At 60.2% G+C, this 22303-nt stretch carries 21 protein-coding genes; 8 read left to right on the top strand and 13 right to left on the bottom strand.

What is annotated here, in order from left to right:
• Positions 1-125 precede the first annotated feature (125 nt).
• A complete protein-coding gene (locus tag ABD806_RS15890) occupies positions 126-1070 on the top strand; it encodes a D-2-hydroxyacid dehydrogenase (RefSeq protein WP_344959771.1) in 945 nt (314 codons plus the stop codon).
• Positions 1071-1088: 18 nt separating this feature from the next.
• Positions 1089-1697, top strand: coding sequence for a uracil-DNA glycosylase family protein (locus tag ABD806_RS15885; protein ID WP_344959770.1), 609 nt, complete (start codon positions 1089-1091; stop codon positions 1695-1697).
• A 40-nt stretch (positions 1698-1737) separates the two neighbouring features.
• Here ABD806_RS15885 and znuB read toward each other — a convergent pair whose 3' ends face one another.
• Positions 1738-2526 (bottom strand): zinc ABC transporter permease subunit ZnuB, encoded by a 789-nt coding sequence (gene znuB / locus ABD806_RS15880; protein ID WP_344959769.1) that lies wholly within the window; start codon positions 2524-2526, stop codon positions 1738-1740.
• Positions 2516-3253, bottom strand: a complete 738-nt coding sequence (znuC, locus tag ABD806_RS15875; protein WP_344959768.1) for a zinc ABC transporter ATP-binding protein ZnuC — start codon at positions 3251-3253, stop codon at positions 2516-2518. The genes znuB and znuC overlap by 11 nt, the downstream gene beginning before the upstream one ends.
• Positions 3254-3338: 85 nt before the next feature.
• Between znuC and znuA the strand changes: the two genes are divergently transcribed.
• Together znuA and mepM are read left to right on the top strand one after the other, a co-directional pair.
• Positions 3339-4307: a zinc ABC transporter substrate-binding protein ZnuA gene (gene znuA, locus ABD806_RS15870; RefSeq protein WP_344959767.1), complete on the top strand. Its 969-nt coding sequence runs from the start codon at positions 3339-3341 to the stop codon at positions 4305-4307.
• A 179-nt stretch (positions 4308-4486) separates the two neighbouring features.
• Positions 4487-5833, top strand: coding sequence for a murein DD-endopeptidase MepM (mepM, locus tag ABD806_RS15865; RefSeq protein WP_344959766.1), 1347 nt, complete (start codon positions 4487-4489; stop codon positions 5831-5833).
• Positions 5834-5886: 53 nt separating this feature from the next.
• Here the strand turns inward: mepM and hemE are convergent, their stop codons facing one another.
• Positions 5887-6954 (bottom strand): uroporphyrinogen decarboxylase, encoded by a 1068-nt coding sequence (gene hemE, locus ABD806_RS15860; protein ID WP_344959765.1) that lies wholly within the window; start codon positions 6952-6954, stop codon positions 5887-5889.
• Between the two features lie 237 nt (positions 6955-7191).
• Here hemE and rsd point away from each other — a divergent pair, with 237 nt between their 5' ends.
• A complete protein-coding gene (gene rsd / locus ABD806_RS15855) occupies positions 7192-7662 on the top strand; it encodes a sigma D regulator (RefSeq protein WP_344959764.1) in 471 nt (156 codons plus the stop codon).
• A gap of 20 nt (positions 7663-7682) precedes the next feature.
• On the opposite strand, the gene radA is transcribed toward rsd, so the two are convergent.
• Together radA and serB are read right to left on the bottom strand one after the other, a co-directional pair.
• On the bottom strand, positions 7683-9047 hold the full coding sequence (radA, locus tag ABD806_RS15850) for a DNA repair protein RadA (RefSeq protein ID WP_344959763.1): 1365 nt from the start codon (positions 9045-9047) through the stop codon (positions 7683-7685).
• Between the two features lie 195 nt (positions 9048-9242).
• Positions 9243-10232, bottom strand: coding sequence for a phosphoserine phosphatase SerB (serB, locus tag ABD806_RS15845; RefSeq protein ID WP_425583157.1), 990 nt, complete (start codon positions 10230-10232; stop codon positions 9243-9245).
• Positions 10233-10366: 134 nt separating this feature from the next.
• Here serB and ABD806_RS15840 point away from each other — a divergent pair, with 134 nt between their 5' ends.
• Positions 10367-10855 (top strand): hypothetical protein, encoded by a 489-nt coding sequence (locus ABD806_RS15840; protein WP_344959761.1) that lies wholly within the window; start codon positions 10367-10369, stop codon positions 10853-10855.
• On the opposite strand, the gene deoD is transcribed toward ABD806_RS15840, so the two are convergent.
• The 8 genes from deoD to prfC all read right to left on the bottom strand — a co-directional run bounded on the left by deoD (position 10852) and on the right by prfC (position 19580).
• Positions 10852-11565, bottom strand: coding sequence for a purine-nucleoside phosphorylase (gene deoD, locus ABD806_RS15835; RefSeq protein WP_344959760.1), 714 nt, complete (start codon positions 11563-11565; stop codon positions 10852-10854). The two genes, ABD806_RS15840 and deoD, sit on opposite strands and share 4 nt — an antisense overlap.
• Positions 11566-11661: 96 nt before the next feature.
• Positions 11662-12879: a phosphopentomutase gene (locus ABD806_RS15830; RefSeq protein ID WP_344959759.1), complete on the bottom strand. Its 1218-nt coding sequence runs from the start codon at positions 12877-12879 to the stop codon at positions 11662-11664.
• The gene (gene deoA, locus ABD806_RS15825; RefSeq protein ID WP_344959758.1) at positions 12876-14204 is read right to left on the bottom strand and encodes a thymidine phosphorylase; all 1329 of its coding nucleotides are present in this window, start codon (positions 14202-14204) and stop codon (positions 12876-12878) included. Before deoA ends, ABD806_RS15830 begins: the two co-directional genes overlap by 4 nt.
• Positions 14204-14977, bottom strand: a complete 774-nt coding sequence (deoC, locus tag ABD806_RS15820; RefSeq protein WP_344959757.1) for a deoxyribose-phosphate aldolase — start codon at positions 14975-14977, stop codon at positions 14204-14206. The genes deoA and deoC overlap by 1 nt, the downstream gene beginning before the upstream one ends.
• A 426-nt stretch (positions 14978-15403) precedes the next feature.
• A complete protein-coding gene (locus ABD806_RS15815; RefSeq protein ID WP_344959756.1) occupies positions 15404-16684 on the bottom strand; it encodes a NupC/NupG family nucleoside CNT transporter in 1281 nt (426 codons plus the stop codon).
• 172 nt (positions 16685-16856) lie between these two features.
• Positions 16857-17627 (bottom strand): TatD family hydrolase, encoded by a 771-nt coding sequence (locus ABD806_RS15810; RefSeq protein WP_344959755.1) that lies wholly within the window; start codon positions 17625-17627, stop codon positions 16857-16859.
• On the bottom strand, positions 17624-17734 hold the full coding sequence (locus ABD806_RS15805) for a DUF5363 family protein (protein ID WP_344959754.1): 111 nt from the start codon (positions 17732-17734) through the stop codon (positions 17624-17626). The genes ABD806_RS15810 and ABD806_RS15805 overlap by 4 nt, the downstream gene beginning before the upstream one ends.
• Positions 17735-17990: 256 nt before the next feature.
• On the bottom strand, positions 17991-19580 hold the full coding sequence (prfC, locus tag ABD806_RS15800; RefSeq protein ID WP_344959753.1) for a peptide chain release factor 3: 1590 nt from the start codon (positions 19578-19580) through the stop codon (positions 17991-17993).
• Positions 19581-19817: 237 nt separating this feature from the next.
• Between prfC and ABD806_RS15795 the strand changes: the two genes are divergently transcribed.
• Positions 19818-20399, top strand: coding sequence for a tRNA-uridine aminocarboxypropyltransferase (locus ABD806_RS15795; protein WP_344959752.1), 582 nt, complete (start codon positions 19818-19820; stop codon positions 20397-20399).
• A 458-nt stretch (positions 20400-20857) separates the two neighbouring features.
• On the top strand, positions 20858-22117 hold the full coding sequence (locus ABD806_RS15790) for a urate hydroxylase PuuD (RefSeq protein WP_344959751.1): 1260 nt from the start codon (positions 20858-20860) through the stop codon (positions 22115-22117).
• The last annotated feature ends 186 nt before the right edge of the window (positions 22118-22303 follow it).

Genomic DNA, 22303 nt, shown 5'->3' with positions numbered 1-22303 from the left:
TGCCGCCATGCAGGCCTTTTACGGCCGCGGCTCACACTTTGCGAGGGAAACCCTGGTATAAGTCTGTGCATATGCCATTGTCTCATAAAAAGGTCTTACAAGAAGCACATTGAGGAGATTAAGGTATGTCTACTCATACCCTGCTACTGCTCAGCCAGGACAACGAACAATATCATGCCCTGTTAAAACAGGCCTACCTGCCCGGCCTGACCATAGTCGCCCCCAAGCAGCAAGGTGAAATCCAGGCCGCCCTGCCCATTGCCGATATCCTGCTGGGCGAACCGGTCCGCCTTAAGCCTTGGCTAAAAGAGGCCCGCGCCCTGAAGTGGGCCCAGTCCACCTACGCCGGGGTAGACACCCTGCTGACCCCCGGCTGCCGCCATGATTACCGGCTGACCAATGTGCGGGACATTTTCGGCCCCCTGGTCAGCGAGTACGTCTTTGCCCACCTGCTGTCGGTCACCCGCCACCTGCGTCATTACCGCGAACAACAGCGGCACCATAACTGGCAGCCGATCCCCTATCAGAGCCTGCAAGGCAAGACCATGCTGATCGTCGGCACCGGCAGTATAGGCCAACATATCGCCGGCACCGCCAGGCAGTTCGGCATCACAGTGCTCGGCGTCAGCCGCTCCGGGCGGGAGGCGCCAGGATACGAGCGAACCTACCAGGTACAGGCCCTGAACAAGGTATTGCCCAAGGCCGATATCCTGGTGAGCGTGGTGCCTTCAACCCCCGCAACCCGCAACCTGTTCGATGCCGAACGGCTCAGTCACGTTAGGCCCGGGGTGATTTTCTTTAATGTCGGCCGGGGTGATGCGGTGGATGAAACCGCCCTGATCCAGGCCCTGCGCAATGGCCGTATCGGCGCCGCCATCTTGGATGTATTTGCCACCGAGCCGCTGCCGGCGGACAGCCTGCTGTGGGATATGCCCAATGTCATCGTCACCCCCCATAATGCCGGTTATAGCTTTCCCGACCAGATAGTGGGCCGCTTCTGCCGCAACTATCTGAAGTTTATCGAGGGCAAACCGATGGAAGGGCTGGTGAACTTCGACCTGGGATATTGATGGAACGGACGGGATAACGTGACCGAATCATTAGACAAACTGCTGGTGCGGGTACGCAACTGTCAGATCTGTACCGCCCATCTGCCCCTCGGCCCCCGGCCCGTGGTGCAGATAGCCCGCCAGGCGCGCATCGTGATTATCGGCCAGGCGCCCGGGCTCAAAGTACATCAGACCGGCCTGCCCTGGAACGATGCCTCGGGCGATAACCTGAGGAGCTGGCTGGGAGTCAACCGGGAGCAGTTTTACAACCCGGAGCTGTTCGCCATCATGCCCATGGGCTTTTGTTACCCGGGCAAGGGCAAGTCCGGCGATCTGCCGCCCCGTCCCGAGTGCGCCCCCGCCTGGCACCGGCAATTATGGGAACAGTTGCCCAATATCGAGCTGACCCTGTTGATCGGCCGCTACGCCCAGCGCTATTACCTGGCCGGAGAAGGCTATGCCACCCTGACCGAAACGGTGCGGAACTGGCAGCAATACGCCCCCGCACGCATCCCCCTGCCCCATCCCTCACCCCGTAACCGGCGCTGGCTGAGCCAGAACCCCTGGTTTACCGAAACCCTGCTGCCGGAACTGAAGGCACGCACTCAGGCACTGTTGGCCAACCAATCTCATGACTTTTCCGGGTAATCCAACGGGCTGCCACATCGGCCCGGGAACGGGACACCCCCTAGCCCTTCTTGGGTAACAGCTGGCTAATCAAGAACAGCGAGGCGGCGGACACCACCACCGAAGGGCCGGCCGGGGTGTCATGGGAAATAGACAGCTGCAGACCGCCCAATACCGACAACACCCCCAGGCCGATGGCGTAGAGCGCCATCTGTTCCGGGGTGCGGCTGAAACGACGGGCGGTGGCGGCGGGAATGATCAGTAAAGAAGTGATGATCAGGGCACCGACAAACTTCATCGCCACCGCGATCAGCACGCTGATCATCAGCAGCAGCAGCAGTTTCAGCGCCTCGACCCTAACCCCTTCGACCCGGGCCAGCTCCTCGCTGACGGTGATCGACAGCAACTGGCTCCAGTAACGGCGCAATACCAACAGCAGCAGCAATCCGCCCCCGTAAATCCAGTACAGGTCCATCGGCTGGATCGCCAGCAGGTCACCGAACAGGTAGGACATCAGATCGACCCGCACATTGTCCATAAAGGCCAGCGCCACCAGGCCCAGGGAGAGGGCGGTATGGGCCAGGATGCCGAGCAGGGTATCATTGGCCAGCCAGCTGGATCTCTGCAGGGCCGCCAGCATGATTCCCAGGATCAGGCAGGCCACCAGCACCGCCAGGGTGAGATCTATCTGTAACAACAACCCCAGCGCCACCCCCAGCAGGGAGGAATGAGCCAGGGTATCGCCGAAATAGGCCATCCGCCGCCATACCACGAAACTGCCCAGGGGACCCGCCAACGCGGCGATGCCGATCCCTGCCAGCAGGCCATACAGCAAAAAACTATCCCACATGGCGAACATCTCCGTGGTGCTCATCGTCACAGTCGTGATGGTGGGTATAAACAGCCAGCTGGGCCAGTTCGGGGCGGCCGAACAGACGGGCAAACTCCGGATGACGAGCCACATGTTCCGGCTCACCGTGGCAGCAAATATGCTGGTTCAGGCAAATCACCTGATGGGTGCTGGCCATCACCAGGTGCAGGTCGTGGGATACCATGAGCACACCGCAGTTAAGCTGGTCGCTGATCTGTTTGATCAGCGCATACAGCTCGGTCTGGCCATGGACATCGACGCCCTGGGCCGGCTCATCCAGGATCAGCAGCTCCGGCTCCATCATCAAGGCCCGGGCCAGCAGCACCCGCTGCATCTCCCCTCCCGACAGGGCCTGCATGGCCCGCTCGGCCAGCCGCTCGGCCCCCACCATGGCCAACGCCCGGGCCACCGTGATGCGCCGGCCGTGGGCCAGGCTCAGGAAGCGGGCGACCGTCAGCGGCAACACCGGATCCAGGTGCAATTTTTGCGGCACATAACCGATCCGCAGCCCTGACTTTCGCCACAGGGTCCCGGCCGTGGCCACTTTAAGCTTCAGCACCAGCTTGACCAGCGAACTCTTGCCGGCGCCGTTCGGCCCCACCAGTGTGAGTATCTCCCCCCGGTGCAAGGCAAAGGAAATCCGCTCCAGAATCACCGTATTCTCGGCAGTCAGACCCACATCGGTCAACTCCACCAGTTTTGTCATGGGCTCCTGCCTTTACAAAAATGTTTGTTATATTATAACATTGCCAATTCACCGAACTCCACCATCAATCGAGCGGATCCCGTCAATGAAAGTGTTATATACCCTGGCCCTGGGCCTTCTGCTGCACGCCCAGGCAACAGCCGTAGAGGTGCTGGCCAGCGTCAAGCCCCTGCAGTTGATTGCCACCGCCATCACAGATGGGGCCGCAACCACCGAGTTGCTGCTCAAGCCGGGTACCTCACCCCACGATTATGCCCTGCGACCATCCGATCTGAGACGCATCGATCAGGCAGAACTGGTGCTGTGGGTCGGGCCCGAACTGGAGCCGTTTTTAACACCGCTGTTGGGCAACCAGCCCAACAGCCTGCCGGTGCTGGCCCGGCTGCCGCCTCGTGAGACCCATGCGGAACACGAAGAACATGCAGAACATGCAGAACATGCAGAACATGCAGAACATGCAGAACATGCAGAACATCAGCATAAGGCCGCGGTCATCGATAAGCACACCGAAGCACATGATGACCATCGGCACGGTGGCCGGGATCCCCATGTCTGGCTGGATCCCCATTATGCGCAGCACATCGCCGAGTTGCTGGCCGAACGGCTAAGCAAACTGGATCCAGCCAATGCCGCCCGCTATCGAGACAACCTGGAGCAATTCAAGACAGGCCTGGCTCAAGTCGATCTGGAAATCATGGAGCAACTGGCCCCGGCCAGAAACCAGGGTTATTTCGTGTTTCACGATGCCTATGGCTACTGGGAAAAGCATTACCGGATCCCCTCCCTCGGCCATTTCACCATCAACCCGGAACGCTCACCCGGCGCCAAGACGGTGAGCCGTATCCATCAGGCGCTGAGTGAAGCCAAGGCCCATTGCGTCTTTGCCGAGCCCCAGTTCAGGCCGGCGGTACTGCAGGCGGTGGTGCGCAATACCCCTGCCAGGGTGGGCATCCTGGATCCCCTGGCCACCGATATACGGGTTGATACACAAGGATATTTTGCCTTTATGCGACAGCTGGCCAACAGCATGGCCGATTGTTTACTCACCAAATGAGAAAAAAAACGGTATACTGGGGAACTATTTTTAGACTTACTTAAACTAATTCCGATTGAGTCGCTCTGCGAGTCTATTTTTTCATAAAAACTTGCCGTTTTATCGCCTGTAGAAAGATTCAGGAGTATAGAGCAGTTTTTGCATTCACATTAAGAGACCAACAGGCACAGGTAACCCGGATGAATCCACTCCGCCCGATACAGACATTACTGCAGGAAATACCCACCCAATTACCTAAGCGGCACAAGTATGGCCTGGTCTTGTTGAGCGGTTTGACCCTGTCGACGGCGGTCATGATGCCCACTCCCAACGATCTGATTGAGCAACCCATCAAGATCAGCCTGCCGGCCAGCCTAAACCTCCCCAAAGAAGCAAAAACCCAGGTAAACAACACTGAGTTCTTTACCCTCACCCATGATGAAATCGGGCCGGTTGAGCCGGTTGATGCGCTCGATACCATAGTATCGGATGAACCTGAATGGCAGGAATATGTGGTACAACCCGGCGACACCCTGAGCAGCATCTTTAACGGTTTGGGCCTGCCCCTGGGCACCATGTACACCCTGTTGGAAGCCGACAAGGCCCGTTCGTTGAACGGCATTAACCCGGGCCAGGTCCTGTCGCTGCTGATCGACGCCGACAACCAGTTGCAACAGCTCAAAATCAAGCGGGATCTGCTGCACACCCGCATCTTCACCCTGGCGGGAAATCAATTCGAAAGTACGCTGGAAACCGAAGAAAGCAGCTGGGAATCCCGCAGCCTGAGCGGAGTCATCAACGGCAGTTTCTACATCAGCGGCCGCAACGCCGGCCTGTCGGCCACCCAGATCCAGCGCATCGCCAACCTGTTTCAATGGCAGATGAACTTTTCCCGCGACCTGCAGCAGGGCGATACCTTCAAGGTGGTGGTCGAACGGGAGTTTGTAAATGGCCAGAATACCGGTAAATCCGAACTCAAGGCCGCCCAGATCACCAATCGGGGGAAAACCCTAATGGCATTTCGTCATGAGGACGGCAAATTCTACGATGAAAACGGCGACAGCCTGGAACGCGGTTTTATCCGAACCCCGCTTGAACGAAACGCCAGGATCAGTTCCAATTTCAACCTAACCCGCAAGCACCCGGTCACCGGCCGGGTACAGCCCCATAACGGCACCGATTTCGCCGTACCGGTCGGCACCCCCGTCATCGCCACCAGTGACGGTGTGGTGGTCAAGGCCACCCGCCATCGCGCGGCGGGCATCTACCTGGTGATCCGCCATGGCCGCCAGTACAGCACCCGTTACCTGCACCTGAGCCGCCTTCTGGTAAAAAAAGGCGACAAGGTCAGCCGTGGTCAGCGCATCGCCCTGTCCGGGAACACGGGCCGCTCCACCGGCCCGCACCTGCATTATGAATTCCATGTCAATAATCGCCCGGTCGACCCCCGGCAGGTCAAGCTGCCGATGGCCGAAGGCCTGAACGGCAGCGAACGCCAACAGTTCCTGAGCCGGGTCGAACAGTACAAACGCGGCTTTGCCGGTTAAGCGGACACCATAAAAAAAAAGCGCCTCGCGGCGCTTTTTTACTTTCCCTATTGCTATGCCTGGTGGTAAGACCGGGACAACCGCTGCACCGCTTCGATAAAGGCGCCGGCGTGCGCCGGATCCACATCAGGGTGAATGCCATGGCCCAGGTTGAACACATGGCCCGGCCCCTTGCCGAAACCATCCAGTATGCCGGCCACTTCCTGCTCGATGCGGGGGATCGGCGCGTAGAGCATGGACGGGTCCATATTGCCCTGCAGCGCCACCTTGTCACCGACCCGGCGCTTGGCGTCGGCGATATTGATGGTCCAGTCCAGGCCGACGGCATCACAACCGGTACCGGCGATGGCCTCCAGCCACTGGCCGCCATTTTTGGTAAACAGGGTGACCGGCACCCGGCGGCCTTCATTCTCCCGCACCAGGCCATCGACGATCTTAGCCATATACTGCAGCGAGAAATCCTGGTAATCCCTGGGGCTCAGCACACCGCCCCAGGTATCGAACACCATCAGCGACTGGGCGCCGGCGGCCACCTGGGCATTAAGGTAGGCAATGACGCTGTCGGCCAGCTTGTCGAGCAACAGGTGCAGGGCTGCCGGCTCGGCATACATCATCTTCTTGATCTTGGTAAACGCCTTGCTGCTGCCGCCTTCCACCATATAGGTCGCCAGGGTCCAGGGACTGCCGGAGAAGCCGATCAACGGCACCTCGCCCTTCAATTCCCGGCGAATGGTACGCACCGCGTTCATCACATAGGCCAGTTCCCCTTCCGGATCCGGCACGCCCAGCTTTTGTACATCCGCCATGGAGGTGATGGGGCGTTCGAAGCGGGGACCCTCGCCGGTTTCAAAATACAGCCCCAGGCCCATGGCATCGGGAATGGTCAGGATATCGGAGAACAGGATGGCCGCATCCAGGGGAAAACGACGCAGCGGCTGCAGGGTCACCTCACAGGCCAGCTCGGCATTTTTGCACAAAGACATAAAGTCGCCGGCCTGAGCCCGGGTGGCCTTGTATTCGGGCAGATAACGCCCCGCCTGGCGCATCATCCATACCGGCGTCTGCTCCACCGGCTGGCGTAAGAGGGCTCGTAGATAGCGATCGTTTTTTAAAGTATTCATCCTGTCTTCCCGGATAGGCTGGCAAATTGGCGTTATTCTATCACCAGAGCCCGATGATATGAAAAACTAAACCAGAAAACAGGATACCAGTTATCGGCAACACGGGGGCTACATAGGAGTAACAAATAATAGCGAATTGACTCCCATCTTGTGAGTCTGGCTATTGACCAAGGCAGAAGTTTTCTTTACTTATATCTGTATCGCTGTGCTTCGTCCGGGCAGCCCATGGAGGGAATTATGCTAAGGAAAATAGAAAAAACAAAAGAGCAGTGGTCGGGTAAACATCAGGCCCTGGACTCTTTCCTGAATGCACGTCAGAGCCTGCTGGTTGACTATATCCACCTTTCTGACAAGCACAAGACCCTGCCCTCTCAGGAAGAGCTACAGGAGTTTTGTGGTCAGCTGGTCGACTATGTCTCTGCCGGCCATTTCGAGATTTACGATTATGTGCTCGCCGCCTACGAGGCCGCCCAGGGGGACGCCCGGCTGATGGCCGAACGCATCTACCCCAGCATCAAGGAAAATACCGAAGAAGCACTGTATTTCCACGATAAATACGCCGAAGCCGCCGATGAAGAAACCCTGTTGGAACTAGATCAGGATCTGAACCGGCTGGGCGAGGTGCTGGAAGAGCGCTTCGAGCTGGAAGACAAGATGGTGTCGGCGCTGAACCTGCTGGCCAGGCTGGATAACCAGCAACCGGCCTGAGCATGGCGGCCGCCTTCCTGTCAGAGGGCGGCCAGGGCCTCATCCAGCTTCTTCACCGCGATCACTTCCATCCCCTCGGGTGACTGTTTAGGTCTGTTGGCCCAGGGCACGATGGCGCGGGTAAAGCCGTGCTTGGCCGCTTCCATCAGCCGTTCCTGGCCCGAGGCCACCGGCCGGATTTCGCCGGACAGCCCCACCTCGCCGAACACCACCAGTTCCTTGGGCAGCGGCTTGTCCCGAAAGCTGGAAACCAGGGACAGCAACAGCGCCAGATCCGCGCCCGTATCTTCCACCCGGACCCCACCCACCACATTGACGAACACATCCTGATCCGCCATCTGCAGGCCGCCATGCCGATGCAGTACCGCCAGCAGCAACGCCAAGCGGTTATGCTCCAGCCCCACCGTCACCCGCCTGGGATTGGCCAGCTGGGAATAATCCACCAGCGCCTGCAACTCGACCAACAGCGGCCGGGTACCCTCCCAGATCACCATCACCACCGAGCCGGTGGTCTGCTCCTCGCCCCGGCTGAGGAAGATGGCCGACGGGTTGCTGACCTCCTTCATGCCGGTTTCGGTCATGGCGAACACCCCCAGCTCGTTGACCGCACCGAAGCGATTCTTATGGCTGCGCAGGGTACGAAACCGGCTGTCGTTACCGCCATCAAGCAATACGGAGCAGTCGATGCAGTGTTCCAGCACCTTGGGGCCGGCCAGGGTACCATCCTTGGTGACATGGCCGACCATCAGGATCACCACGCCCTGCTGCTTGGCGAAACGGGTCAGCTGGGCGGCGGCTTCCCGCACCTGGGACACCGAGCCCGGCGCCGACTGCACGTCGCTCACATGCATCACCTGGATAGAGTCGATCACCATCACTGCCGGCCGCTCTTCCCGGGCGATATGGCAAATTTGCTCGACGCTGGTTTCCGACAGCATGCGCAGCTGATCATTGGGCAGGCCCAGACGCTGGGCGCGCATGGCCACTTGCTGCAGCGACTCCTCGCCGGTGACATAGAGGGTTTTCATGCGGCGGGCCAGCCCGCACATCACCTGCAACAGTAAGGTACTCTTGCCCGCCCCCGGGTTGCCCCCGATCAGGATCGCCGAGCCGGGCACCAGTCCCCCGCCCAGCACCCGATCCAGCTCCCTGAAGCCGCTGGCGAGCCGGGGAATGTCGGTCAGGGCTATCTCGCTGAGCACCTGCACCTGGTTATCCTGCGTCCCCGCATAACCGGAGAAGCGGCTGTTGCGGTTACCGGCGGCCGGTGCTAGGCGGATTTCACTGACGGTGTTCCACTCCTTGCATTCGGAGCATTGCCCCTGCCAGCGGGGAAACTCGGCGCCACATTCATTACAGACGTAGGCGGTTTTGGTCTTGGCCATGGCGTAATCAGGATCCGGTTATGAACGAAATACCTGTCAGTTAACTAACTGATTTTAATCGTGCTACAGCGGTCAGGTCCGAAGACAGACACGCCGTAGACCCTTCCCTGGGGGCTCCGCCGCGCCATCCATGGCGCGGAGGGTCTGCTTGTCGGCTCCTGACCACTGTCTCGAGTGGTGCGGTATTTGTATCAGTTATTTAGGGGAGGAATCGGCCTGCAGCAGGCACAAGACCCCTTCCAGGCTAAGATGGTTGAGGCATACAGGCGCCTTTTCCCGTACCAGTGGCTTGGCGTGCAGCGCCACCCCCAGTCCCGCATGGCCGAGCATAGCCAGATCATTGGCGCCGTCGCCGATGGCCACCGTCTGGCTCATGGGCAGGCCATATTCATGGGCCAGATCCACCAGTATGTTGGCCTTGGCATCCGCATCCACGATGGCGCCCAGCACCTCGCCGGTCAGCTTGCCGTCGCGCACTTCCAGGGTATTGGCAAACACCGCATCCAGTCCCAGCTGCTGCTGCAGATGGCAGGCAAAGGCGGTGAAGCCGCCGGAGGCGATGGCCACTTTCCAGCCCATGTCCTGCAGGCCGGTCACCAGGGTGGTCAGCCCCGGCATCAGCGGCATGCGGCCGATCACCTGCTCGATAATGGCCGCGTCGGCACCGGCCAGCGCCTTGACCCGCCGGCGCAGGCTTTCGGAAAACGGCAGGGCGCCTTCCATCGCCGCCCGAGTGATGGCTGATACCTGCTCACCGACCCCGGCCAGCTTGGCGATTTCATCTATGCATTCGATTTGAATGGCGGTGGAGTCCATGTCCATCAGCACCAGGCCGGGCTGCCGGCTGTCCGGCAGAGATGGCAGGCAGGCCAGATCCCAATCACTGGCCACCGCTTCCAGCTGGAACTTGAGCTCGGGATGCCAATGGGACAGCCGCAGGCTCACCAGCTCCCGCTCCGCCACCCGCTTGATGCCGACCAGCTCTACCTCTATATCCTGCCCGGCCAGGACCGCCAGGCTGGCGTTCAGCGCGGTCTTGGTCAACCGCTCGGCCAACAGCACCAGCACGGCTTCGCTCTGTTCCAGCCGTCCGAGGCTCAGATGCTGGGGGTGGCACAGGTAGCGGCCATCATTGAGGATAGGAGGCCATTCCTGGAGCCGTTCGGGTAATGTATCCATTGGCAACGCCACGTTTATGTCCTTTGTTTATGCAAATCTGGGGGCTTCAGGGTAGCGTATTGCTTTTTCTCCAGGCAAGGGACAATATGGGCCCTCTTCATCAAAAAACACCGGTTATGCCTCGCTACCTGCTTATCCTCTTGATATCACTGATTATTGTGCTGCCCGTCGGCTGGCACCTGGCACGCTTGTCCGAGGCGGGGCAAAGTTGGCTGCTGCTGCCCCAGCGCCAACTGGCCGACACCCTGAGCGACTACGCGCAGGCCCAGGCAGTCCGGGCGATTCAGGCAGAAGACAGCGAACTGCAGCAACAGCTGGTGGATGAATTGGCGGCGGCCCGTCTGATCCTGGCCGCCCGGCTGTATGACAGCCAGGGGCGGATGCTGGCCCGGGCCGGTACACAGCCGACAGAGGCGGGAGGCAGCCCTTATGTGCGACCGCTTTACCTGCAAGACAGACCGCTGGGATTCTTGCGGTTGACCCTGGCAAAGCAAAGCATCCACCAGCAGCATCAGCAATTACTGCTCCAGCTGGAGCTGCACCTGCGCTGGCTGCTGCCGCTTTGTGCCGCCGGCGGTGCCCTGCTCTGGATTGTGCTGGGCAGGCTGCGCCGGCGGACGGTGACTTAGTTACCCAGCAGCACCGACTCCAGCGCCACGGAGATCATATCGTTGAAGCTGGTCTGGCGCTCATCCGCACTCAGCGCCTCATGGCGCAGTATATGATCGGAGACGGTGCAGATGGTCAAGGCCCGGGCACCGAACTCCGCAGCCACCCCATAGAGGCCGGCCGCTTCCATCTCCACGCCCAGGATGCCGTACTGTTTCATCAGCTGGAACAACTCGGGTTGGGGCGAGTAAAACAGGTCGGCGGAGAACAGGTTACCCACCTTGAGCGGCACCCCTTTGGCCTTGGCGGCGGTCACCGCGTTGGCAACCAGCCCGAAGTCGGCGATGGCGGCGAAATCATGATCCTTGAAGCGGCTGCGGTTGACCTTGGAGTCGGTGCTGGCGCCCATGCCGATCACCACATCCATCAGGTTGACATCGTCACGCACCGCGCCGCAGGAGCCGACCCGGATCAGGGTATTCACCCCGAACTCGGTGATCAGTTCCTTGGCATAGATGGACACCGAGGGGATGCCCATGCCGTGGCCCATCACCGAGATGGCCCGGCCCTGGTAGCTGCCGGTAAAGCCCAGCATGTTGCGCACCTTGTTGACCTGCCTGACATCGCTGAGGAAATTGTCGGCGATATATTGGGCCCGCAGCGGATCGCCGGGCATGATGACAGTACCGGCAAAGTCGCCGCGCTCGGCATTGATATGGGGTGTAGCCATAAAATTCCTCGTTAATCTTTCCAAAATAGCAGTGAGATAGACCGACAGGGTCGGAACACCGGGGCTGGTCAGCCCAGGCCCAACCACCATCGGCGCTTACAAAAACGACTTGCCGTAATCCATCGGGCTGACACCGAAGTAGCTGGCCAGGGTCTGGCCGATATCGGCGAAGGTGTCGCGCCCGCCCAACGAGCCGGGCTTGAGGCCGCCGCCGGAACAGATCACCGGGATATGCTCACGGGTGTGATCTGTGCCGGTCCAGGTAGGATCACAGCCGTGATCGGCGGTCATGATCAGCAGGTCATCCGGTTGCAGCAGGGCCAACAACTCCGGCAGGCGGCGGTCGAAGGCTTCGAGTTCGGCGGCATAGCCGGCCACATTGCGACGATGGCCGTAGCTGGAATCGAAGTCGACGAAGTTGGTCATCACCAAGGTGTCATCCCCCGCCCGCCTGATTTCATCCAGGGTGCTGTCGAACAGCGCATCCATCCCCGTGGCCTTGACCTTGCGACTAATGCCGAGGTGGGCATAGATGTCGGCGATTTTGCCGATGGACACCACCTCGCCGCCTTTTTCATCCACCAGCTTCTGCAACAGAGTCGGCGCCGGCGGCGCTATGCTGTAATCGCGACGGTTGCCGGTACGTTCGAAATCGGCGGCACTCTCGCCCTTGAACGGCCGGGCGATCACCCGGCCTATGTTGTAGGGCATCAGGGCTTCCCGGGCAATCTCGCACAACCGGTACAAGCGCTCCAGGCCATAGCTCTGTTCATGGCAGGCAATCTGAAACACCGAATCGGCCGAGGTGTAGCAAATCGGCTTGCCGGTTTTGATATGCTCCTCGCCCAATTGTTCGAGTATGGCGGTGCCGGAGGCATGGCAGTTGCCCAGTATGCCGGGCAAGCAGGCACGTTCGATTAGCGCGTCCAGCAATTCTGGCGGGAAGCTGTCGCGTTCGTCCAGGAAATAGCCCCAGTCGAACAACACGGGCACACCGGCGATTTCCCAATGGCCGGACGGGGTATCCTTGCCGGAAGACAGCTCACGGGCATAACCGTAGCTGCCGGTCAGCCGCTCCGGCAGGGTGATGCCTTCGGCAAACCGGCCGGTGCTTTCCTGATGGGCGTGGAACAGGCCCAGCCGGCCCAGGTTGGGCAGCCGGAGCGGTCCCTGCCGGCCGTTGTCGGCCTGGCCGCGGGCACAGGCCTCGGCAATATGACCCAGGGTGTCGGCCCCCACATCGCCGAATTGGGCGGCATCTGCGGCGGCACCGATACCGAAAGAGTCGAGCACCAATACGATTGCGCGTTTCATTTTTCCTCCTTGGGGCGGATCACGTCATAGATCATCCTGGGGGCCTCTTCCTTTTCCCCCACGGTGATGGCCTCACGCAGCTGTCGGGCGGCGACGGCATAATCGTCTTCGCTACGAGCATGGATAAAGGCCAGCGGAGTCTGGGTATCGAGCCGGTCACCGATACCCACTATCTGGGTCAGGCCCACGCTGTGATCGATGTTATCCTCGGGCCGGCGGCGTCCACCGCCCAGCTCCACCACCGCCATGCCGACGGCACGAATATCCATGTCGGCCACATAGCCTGCCTGCTCGGGATAAACGGGGCGGATAACGGCCGCCTCGGGCAGATATTTGCCGGCGTTGTCGAGGATGTCGCTTGGTCCGCCCAGGCTGGCCACCATGCGTTCGAAACGCTCCGCCGCCTGGCCCGAACTCAAGGCACCATACAGCTTACCCCTGGCTTCATCCTCGTCCTCGGCCAGCCTGCCCGCCAACAGCATTTCCACCGCCAGGGCCTGGGTCACCTCAAACAAACGGCCGGTACGGATGTCTCCCTTGAGCATGGCGATGGCCTCGGTCACTTCCACCGCATTGCCGGCACTGTTGGCCAGTACCTGGTTCATATCGGTGAGCAGCGCCCGGGTCGGGGTGCCGGCGCCATTGGCCACCGTCACTATGGCCTCGGCCAGCTCCCGGGAGGCGGAGGCATTGGGCATAAAGGCACCCGAACCCAGCTTCACGTCCATCACCAGGGCATCCAGGCCACAGGCCAGTTTTTTGCCGAGGATGGAGGCGACGATCAGCGGGATCGATTCGACGGTGGCGGTCACATCACGCACGCTGTACAGACGGTTGTCGGCGGTCGCCAGGCTGCCGGTCTGGCCAATAATGGCCACCCCCACCTCCTTGACCAGGCGGCGAAAGTCGGCGTTGGACGGGGTGATGTCGTAACCGGGGATCGACTCGAGCTTGTCCAGGGTGCCCCCGGTATGGCCCAGGCCACGGCCGGAGATCATCGGTACATGGGCACCGCAGGCGGCCACCCAGGGGCCCAGTACCAGCGACACCAGGTCCCCGACCCCGCCGGTGGAGTGCTTGTCGAGCACGGGCCCGTGCAGGCCCATGTCGGACCAGCTCAACAGGTCACCCGAGTCCCGTATCGCCAGGGTCAGGGCGATGCGTTCCTGATCCCTCATGTCGTTCAGATACACCGCCATGGCGAAGGCGGCTATCTGGCCTTCGCTGATGCTGCCGTCACCGATGCCCTTGACGAAGAAGGCGATCTCCTCCGGGCTGAGTTCCCGGCCGTCCCGCTTATGGCGGATGATTTCCTGGGGCAGCATCAGTAGCCTCCCTCCGGTGCGTCCTTATCATCGACGCCCAGGGTGTGCAGCAGGTTGGTCAGCAGGCTGGAGGCACCGAAGCGGAAGTGCCGGGGGCTAACCCAGCCGGCGCCCATGATGCGTGCTGCCAGCCGCAGATAGTCCTGCGCTTCTTCGGCACTACGCACGCCCCCGGCCGGCTTGAAGCCGATGTCCCGGCCCGCATCGCGGATCACCCGGAGCATGATGTCGGCGGCTTCCAGGGTGGCATTGACCGGCACCTTGCCGGTGGAAGTCTTGATAAAGTCGGCGCCGCCCTCGATGGCCAGCTCGGAGGCGCGCTTGATAAGCGCCGGCTCCTTCAGCTCGCCGCTCTCGATAATCACCTTCAGCAACACCTCGCCGCAGGCGGCCTTGCAGGCCTTGACCAGTTCAACGCCCACTTCCTCGTTACCGGCCAGTAAGGCGCGATAGGGAAAAACCACGTCGACTTCATCGGCACCGTAGGCGATGGCGGCACGGGTTTCGGCCACGGCTATCTCGATGTCATCGTTGCCCAGGGGGAAGTTAGTCACGGTGGCGATCTTCACTTCAGCTTCCACGCCCAGCTCGCGCAGGGCTCTGCGGGCAACGGGAATGAAACGCGGGTAGATGCAGATGGCGGCGGTGTTGCCGGCGGGCGTGACCGCCTGCCGGCACAGCTCGACCACCCTGGCATCGGTATCGTCGTCGTTGAGGGTGGTCAGGTCCATCAGGCCCAGGGCCTGGCGGGCGGCAACTTGTATTTCTGTCATATGCTTCTCCAGTCTTCACTATCAGGTTATAAGCGAGCGGACTTGGTTCCTTGAAGAGGTGATTAATTCCATTTAACCGCAAATGTAGGCCTATGTACCGCCGATGGCAGGTTGCCGACGCATATACAGGAGTCTTCCCGAAGCAACGCCGGTAATTAAGGAGCGGTGAAAGGGATCAGCTCAACCGCTCTGTGCCAAGGTCGAAAAATGCTTCCTGCATTTTTCGACATTTCCGCCATCCATGTCGGTCAGTGGCGCAGCGGAGCCCCCATGGGGCAGCTTGCTGGCTGCACCGAGCCGGGTGACGGACCGAACATCCGGTGAATGTTCGCAGCCGTCAACCTGCGAAGGCGGCCTTAGACCATGGCGTGTCAGAGGAGCCCTTTTACCGCTCGTCAGCCTGCATGAACAAGTCACTCTTTTAGTTTACAGGGCCGCCAGCGCCAGGAAGAAACCGGCGATGGTGGCGGACATCAGGTTGGACAGGGTGCCGGCCAGCACCGCCTTCAGGCCGAAACGGGCGATGTCGTGGCGGCGGTTCGGCGCCATGCCGCCCAAGCCGCCGAGCAGGATGGCCACCGACGACAGGTTGGCGAAGCCGCACAGGGCGAAGGAGATAATCGCCTTGGTGTGCTCGGACATGGCTAGGCCGGTACCTTCGATCAGCAGTTCATCGGTCAGGTAAGGGGCGAAGTTGATATAGGCGACGAATTCGTTGACCACCAGCTTCTGGCCGATAAAGGAGCCGGCGATGGTGGCTTCTTCCCAGGGTACTCCCAGCAGGAAGGCCAGCGGCGCAAACAGCCAGCCGAGCAGCAGCTCCAGGCTCAGGTTGTCCATGCCAAACCAGTTACCCACTCCGCCCAGCATGCCGTTGATCAGTGCGATCAGGCCGATAAAGGCCAACAGCATGGCACCCACATTCAGCGCCAGCATCATGCCGGAAGTGGCACCGGCGGCAGCGGCATCGATCACGTTGGCGGGACGATCTTCCGCCGGCATATCCGCATTGACGCTGGACTCATCCACATCGACACTTTCGGTCTCCGGCATGATCAGCTTGGCGAACAGCAGGCCACCGGGGGCGGCCATAAAGGAGGCGGCGATAAGGTACTCCATGGGCACCCCCAGCGAGGCGTAGCCGGCCAGCACGGAGCCGGCGACCGAGGCCAGGCCGCCACACATCACCGCGAACAGCTCGGAGTTAGTCATCTTGGCGATAAAGGGCCGGACCACCAAGGGGGCCTCGGTTTGGCCCACAAAGATATTGGCGGTCGCCGACATGGACTCGGTGCGCGAGGTGCCCAGCACTTTTTGCAGGGCGCCACCGAGGATCCGGATGATCCACTGCATGATGCCTAGGTAGTAAAGCACGGCGATAAGGGAAGAAAAGAACACGATGATCGGCAATACCTTGAGGGCGAAGATAAAGCCCAAGCCGCTCGCGAAGGCCGCATCGCCGACCAGGCCCCCGAACAGGAAGCCCATGCCGTCCTGGGCATAAGTAATGACCTGGGACACGCCGCCGGAGATGGCCTGCAGTATGTCTTTGCCCACAGGCACATAGAGCACGAAAGCACCCAGACTCGCCTGGATGGCGAAGGCCCCGCCCACGGTACGCAGGCGGATGGCCCTGCGGTTGTTGGAGAACAATACGGCGATTAGCACAAGCGTCGCCATCCCGACCAGACTCATGATCAATGTCATCTGATTCCTTCCTCTGTAATGAGCGGTTACGGATCAGGCGGACAGCCTGCCATCAAGGTTGGGCATTATACGTGTTGCCTTACCACTGAGTAGTGAGCATGCGGAAATCGACGCGGATATGGCGGAGAAAATATCAAATATTAGAACGAAAACGTTTTTTTAAGGAGTACACTCAGGCCGGCAAGGCGAACAGCCTGCCGACATTTGCCTCCGTTGCCGCTCCGATCGAATCCTCACTCTCGCCCCTGAGTATAGCCAGGGTGGCGAGGATGTCGGTCACCCGCACCGGTTCATTGCGCTGGCCCTGACAGCCGCACAGGGGCATATCCGGGGCATCGGTTTCCAGCACCAGGGCTTCCAACGGCACCTGGGCCATCACTTGGCGGGTCTTGGCTGCCCGCTCATAGGTGATTACTCCGCTTACCCCCAGCTTGAAGCCCAGTTCGATGTAGGCTTCGGCCTGCTGCAGCGAGCCGGAAAAGCTATGGATAACGCCACCAGGGGGGCGGAAGCGACGCAGTTGCTTGAGGATGGGTTCATGGGTCTGGCGGGCATGGAGGATCACCGGCAGGGCATGATCCGCGGCCAGGCGCAGCTGAGCCTGGAAAAAATCCTGCTGTTGGGTCATCGGCAGATCGACGGCGGCGTCCAGGCCAATCTCCCCCACCGCCACCAGCTTGGCAGGACGCTGGCCGAGCCGTTCCGCCAGCTGCTGCCGCCAGTCGGCCGGTTCGTCGTGGAGAAACCAGGGATGAACGCCGACGGCGTAGAAGATCCCGGGATAAAGACTCGCCAGGGCGTGCAGCTTGGGCCAGCGGTGAGACTCGGTACCCGGAATGACAATCCGCTGCACGCCCTTGGCGGCCGCGTTCTGGATCACCCGATCTCGGTCCGGGTCGAAGCGGTCGAAATCCAGGTGGCAGTGGCTGTCGGTCAGTTTCATTCGGGCTCCTTTCGGCGCGGGGTACAGGAACGCCGGTGTTCCGGCAGCAGGCCCCATTCCCGGCACCAGGCATCATAGTTGGCCAACCAGCGGCGGATCCATTTCATCTGTGCCTCCTGCCCTCAGTGTAATATCGATGATGCCCTTAGGGGGCGAAACTCTGGCTTTCCTGGTACAAAAAAGCCGCCCGCAGGCGGCTTCATGCTTGTTAGTTAAGCGTAAAACGGGATTGATTAGCTTCCCGCCGACACGCCGTAAACCCATCCCTGGGGGCTCTGCTGCGCCATCCCTGGCGCAGAAGGTCGGCTTGAAAGCCAACCCATCCCGTTAACTGACCGGCACTAGCCCGCAGGCGGCTTCGGCTTAGTGTTCGCGGGTCTTGCTGAACTCGATGTCCGGATAGCGCTCCCGGGTCAGGTTCAGGTTGACCATGGTCGGGGCTATGTAGGTGAGGTTGTCTCCGCCGTCGAGCGCCAGGTTGAGCGACATCTTGCGCTGGAACTCGTCCAGCTTCTTGGCATCCTTGCCATAGACCCAGCGAGCGGTGGAGACGTTCACCGCCTCGTACATGGCATCCACGTTATATTCGGACTTCAGGCGGGCCACCACCACGTCAAACTGCAGCACGCCGACGGCGCCGACGATCAAGTCGTTGTTGTCGAGCGGACGGAATACCTGCACCGCACCTTCTTCCGACAGCTGAACCAGACCCTTGAGCAGCTGCTTTTGCTTGAGTGGATCGCGCAGGCGGATGCGGCGGAACAGCTCGGGGGCAAAGTTGGGGATGCCGGAGAACTTGAGATCCTCGCCCTGGGTGAAGGTGTCGCCGATCTGGATGGTGCCGTGGTTATGCAGGCCGATAATGTCGCCGGCAAAGGCTTCTTCCGCCCGCTCCCGGTCGCCGGCCATAAAGGTGACCGCGTCGGAGATGCTGACTGTCTTGCCGAGGCGCACGTGCTTCATCTTCATGCCCTGGCTGTATCTGCCGGAGACGATGCGCATAAAGGCGATACGGTCCCGGTGCTTGGGATCCATGTTGGCCTGGATCTTGAAGACAAAGCCGGAGAACTTCTCTTCGCCCGCTTCCACTTCGCGTTCGTGGGTCTGGCGCGGCATCGGCGCCGGCGCCCAAGAAGTCAGACCGTCGAGCATATGATCGACCCCGAAATTACCGAGCGCGGTGCCGAAGAACACCGGGGTCAGCTCGCCGGACAGGAACAGTTCCTTGTCGAACTCGTGCGACGCCCCCATCACCAGCTCCAGTTCTTCCCGCAGCTGGTCGGCCAGATCGCTGCCCACCGCCTCATCCAGCTCGGGATTATCCAGTCCCTTGACGATGCGTACCTCCTGGATGGTATGACCCTGGCCGGACTTGTAGAGGATGGTTTCGTCCCGGTGCAGATGATACACCCCCTTGAACAGCTTGCCGCTGCCGATGGGCCAGGTGATGGGGGCACACATGATCTTGAGCTCGTTTTCCACTTCATCCAGCACTTCCATGGGATCACGGATATCGCGGTCGAGCTTGTTCATAAAGGTGACGATGGGGGTGTCGCGCAGCCGGGTGACCTCCATCAGCTTGCGGGTCCTGTCCTCAACGCCCTTGGCCGCATCGATCACCATCAGGCAGGAGTCCACCGCAGTCAGGGTGCGGTAGGTATCTTCCGAGAAATCTTCGTGACCGGGGGTGTCAAGCAGGTTGACCAGGCTGTCGTTATAGGGGAACTGCATCACCGAGGTGGTCACCGAGATACCCCGCTCTTTTTCCATTTCCATCCAGTCGGACTTGGCATGCTGGCTCGAGCCCCGGCCCTTAACGGTACCGGCGGTCTGGATGGCGCGCCCGTGCAGCAACACCTTTTCGGTGATGGTGGTTTTACCCGCATCCGGGTGCGAAATGATGGCGAAAGTCCGTCTTTTGGCGACTTCCTGCAGAAATTGCGGTGATGACATGGTCGGCGATCTTCTACTTTGATGATGGAGTCAAGGCGGCAAAGCGCGCTTCACTCGATGAGCGACAGATAAACTGCATCTATTGTCTCCGATCCGCGGCGGATCCTCAATCAACAGATCGTGCCCGCAGGCTCGCTGCGGCAGCCTGCCCGTATCAAAGTTCCCGCTCCCGCAGGCTTCATCCCTCCCCGACTTGTCGTTATCATGACGTTTTCAGCAGATAAATCATCTTGAATCATGTCCCGTCATTACTGCCATGGCTGTCGGTTGCCACTGAACGCCTGTCTGTGCCACCAGGTTACTCCCCAGCCTTGTCCTCTCCCCGTGCTGATCCTTCAACATCCGCTCGAGGCGAGGCATGCCAAAAGTACCGTGCCTCTGCTGCGCCTGGCCATGCCCGAGCTGCGGGTAGTGGTAGCGGAAACGCTGGACCCTTTACCTGAACCGGCAAGCGGCCGCTGGTGGCTGTTGTATCCAGGCGCCCAGGCGCTGGATGTGGACCGGGCAGAACCGGCCCGGCTCCGGGCCGAGATAGGGGGGCTGGTGGTATTGGACGGCACCTGGCGCAAAACCCGCCGTCTGCTGTACCTCAATCCCTGGCTGCGGCAACTGCCCACCCTGAGTTTCAGCCAGGCTCCCGCCGGTGCCTATGCGATACGCAAAGGCCCGGGGGGGCAGGCCCTTTCCACCCTGGAAAGCCTGGCCCATGTGCTGCATCGCCTGTCTCCCCGGTTTGCTCCGGCGCCCCTGCACCGGCTGCTGGCAGCCAGGGTGGCGTTGTTTCAAACACACCGGGGTGCCACGGGTGACATGGGCTGAACCAGCCCGGCGCCCCGGCCCGCAACAGCTGTATACAAGGAGCCCGGCAGCAGGGCGAACACTCCACCTCCCTTTTTACACTCGCTGGCTTCCAATATCCGCTATCATGATGTCATTAAGCGCGGGACCAGCCAATTTACCTCCACATAAAGAAAATTTGACCGATCGCGAGTAAAACATGCAACCATATGATAATATTGATTTTTAAACGAATAAAAACGATAAATTTCAGATTTTTTTAGCGACCAAGCTAAATTCATTGTTAAATAACATTGACATTCGTCATATAATTGAAAAAAATTCAGTGTCAAATTGTCAACATTTCAATATTTAAAAAGTATACAGTTTGAACCAAAAGGCAGCGCATGTGGTCTCAGCACCCAGCTCGACGCAAGCTGGGCATCTGTTTCGATGCGCTAGGGTCCAAGTAATAAATATGAAACAGAGAAGGTAATACCATGGAAGCGTATCTGCTGGAATTTGGTAACTTGTTGCTGAGATGGCTGCACGTCATCGCCGCTATCGCCTGGGTGGGCGAGTCCATCTATTTCGTCATGCTCGATAATGGCCTTAAGCCACCCAAGTCCGAGGCCTGCAAGAAGAAAGGGGTATTCGGAGAAATGTGGGCGGTCCACGGTGGTGGTTTCTACCACAATCAGAAATATGCCAGCAGCCCGGAAGAGCTGCCGGAAGACCTGCACTGGTCATTCTGGAAATCCTACACCACCTGGCTGTCCGGTTTCGGCCTGTTTGCCCTGCTCTACCTGACCAAACCCAGTTTTTACCTGGTTAACCCCAACAGCCCCTGGGAATGGGCCGCCAACATGGTCGGCTGGCAGGCCAATATCGCCGCCCTGGCCTTCCTGCTGTTCGGCTGGGTGGTCTATAACGAACTCTGTAAACGCATCAGCCCGAACATGGAACGGGACGGTATCCTGAGTATTGCCGTCGCAGTGATGATGGTCGTGGTCGCCTACCTGAGCACCCACATCTTCTCCGGTCGCGCCGCCTTCCTGCTGACCGGTGCCGTCATGGCGACCGCCATGTCCGCCAACGTATTCTTCTGGATCATCCCCGGCCAGCGCCGCATGGTGAACGCCATGAAGGCTGGCGAGACCCCGAACCCCCTCGATGGCAAACGCGGCAAGCAGCGCTCGGTGCATAACACCTACTTTACCCTGCCGGTGGTATTGCTGATGCTCAGCAACCACTACTCCTTCACCTATACCCATGCCGATGCCTGGGTGATCATGTCACTGTTTATCTTTGCCGGAGCCCTGATCCGCCAGTACTTCGTACTGATGCATGCGGGCAAACACCAGCCTGCCTACCCGGTTGCCGGTGTGGCGCTGATCCTGGTGGTGGTATGGCTGGGTGCACCTACCGATGCCAAGGCCCCGACCGTCAGCTCGCCTGCCGTCCAGTCGCAGGATGTATCCGCGACGTCCGCCGTGGTAGATGAAGACGACGGTGAGGCAAGCTTGGCCCAAGTACTGGAGATCATGGAAAGCCGTTGTGTTCAGTGCCATGCAGCACAACCGACCCAGCCGGGTTTTGCCTCTGCGCCCCTGGGCGTGCTGCTGGACTCGCCGGAGCATCTGAAACTGCAGGCCGAGAGCATCAAGCAGGTAACGGCAAGCAAATATATGCCGCTGGGTAACATCACCGGGATGACAGACGACGAGCGCGCCGTCATTGCCGCCTGGGATGGCAACTGAGTCCAAGCCAGGTCTTTTACTCCTTTCACAGGCTCGCTTCGGCGGGCCTGATTTATTTATGCCGCCGGTCTTCCCCCTTTCCCGGATGACCGCCTCTCCGCCAGACCCACAACGACATGACCCGGTCAACTCCGGTGCTTCTCGCTTATCCCGAGCGGGTGGAGTAAGTCGGCCCGGCTTCGGATT

The organism is Zobellella aerophila, from assembly GCF_039539325.1.
In the GTDB taxonomy this organism is placed as follows: domain Bacteria; phylum Pseudomonadota; class Gammaproteobacteria; order Enterobacterales; family Aeromonadaceae; genus Oceanimonas; species Oceanimonas aerophila.
Note: the sequence above shows the minus strand (reverse complement) of the source record. Positions and strands in the feature narration are given on the sequence as shown.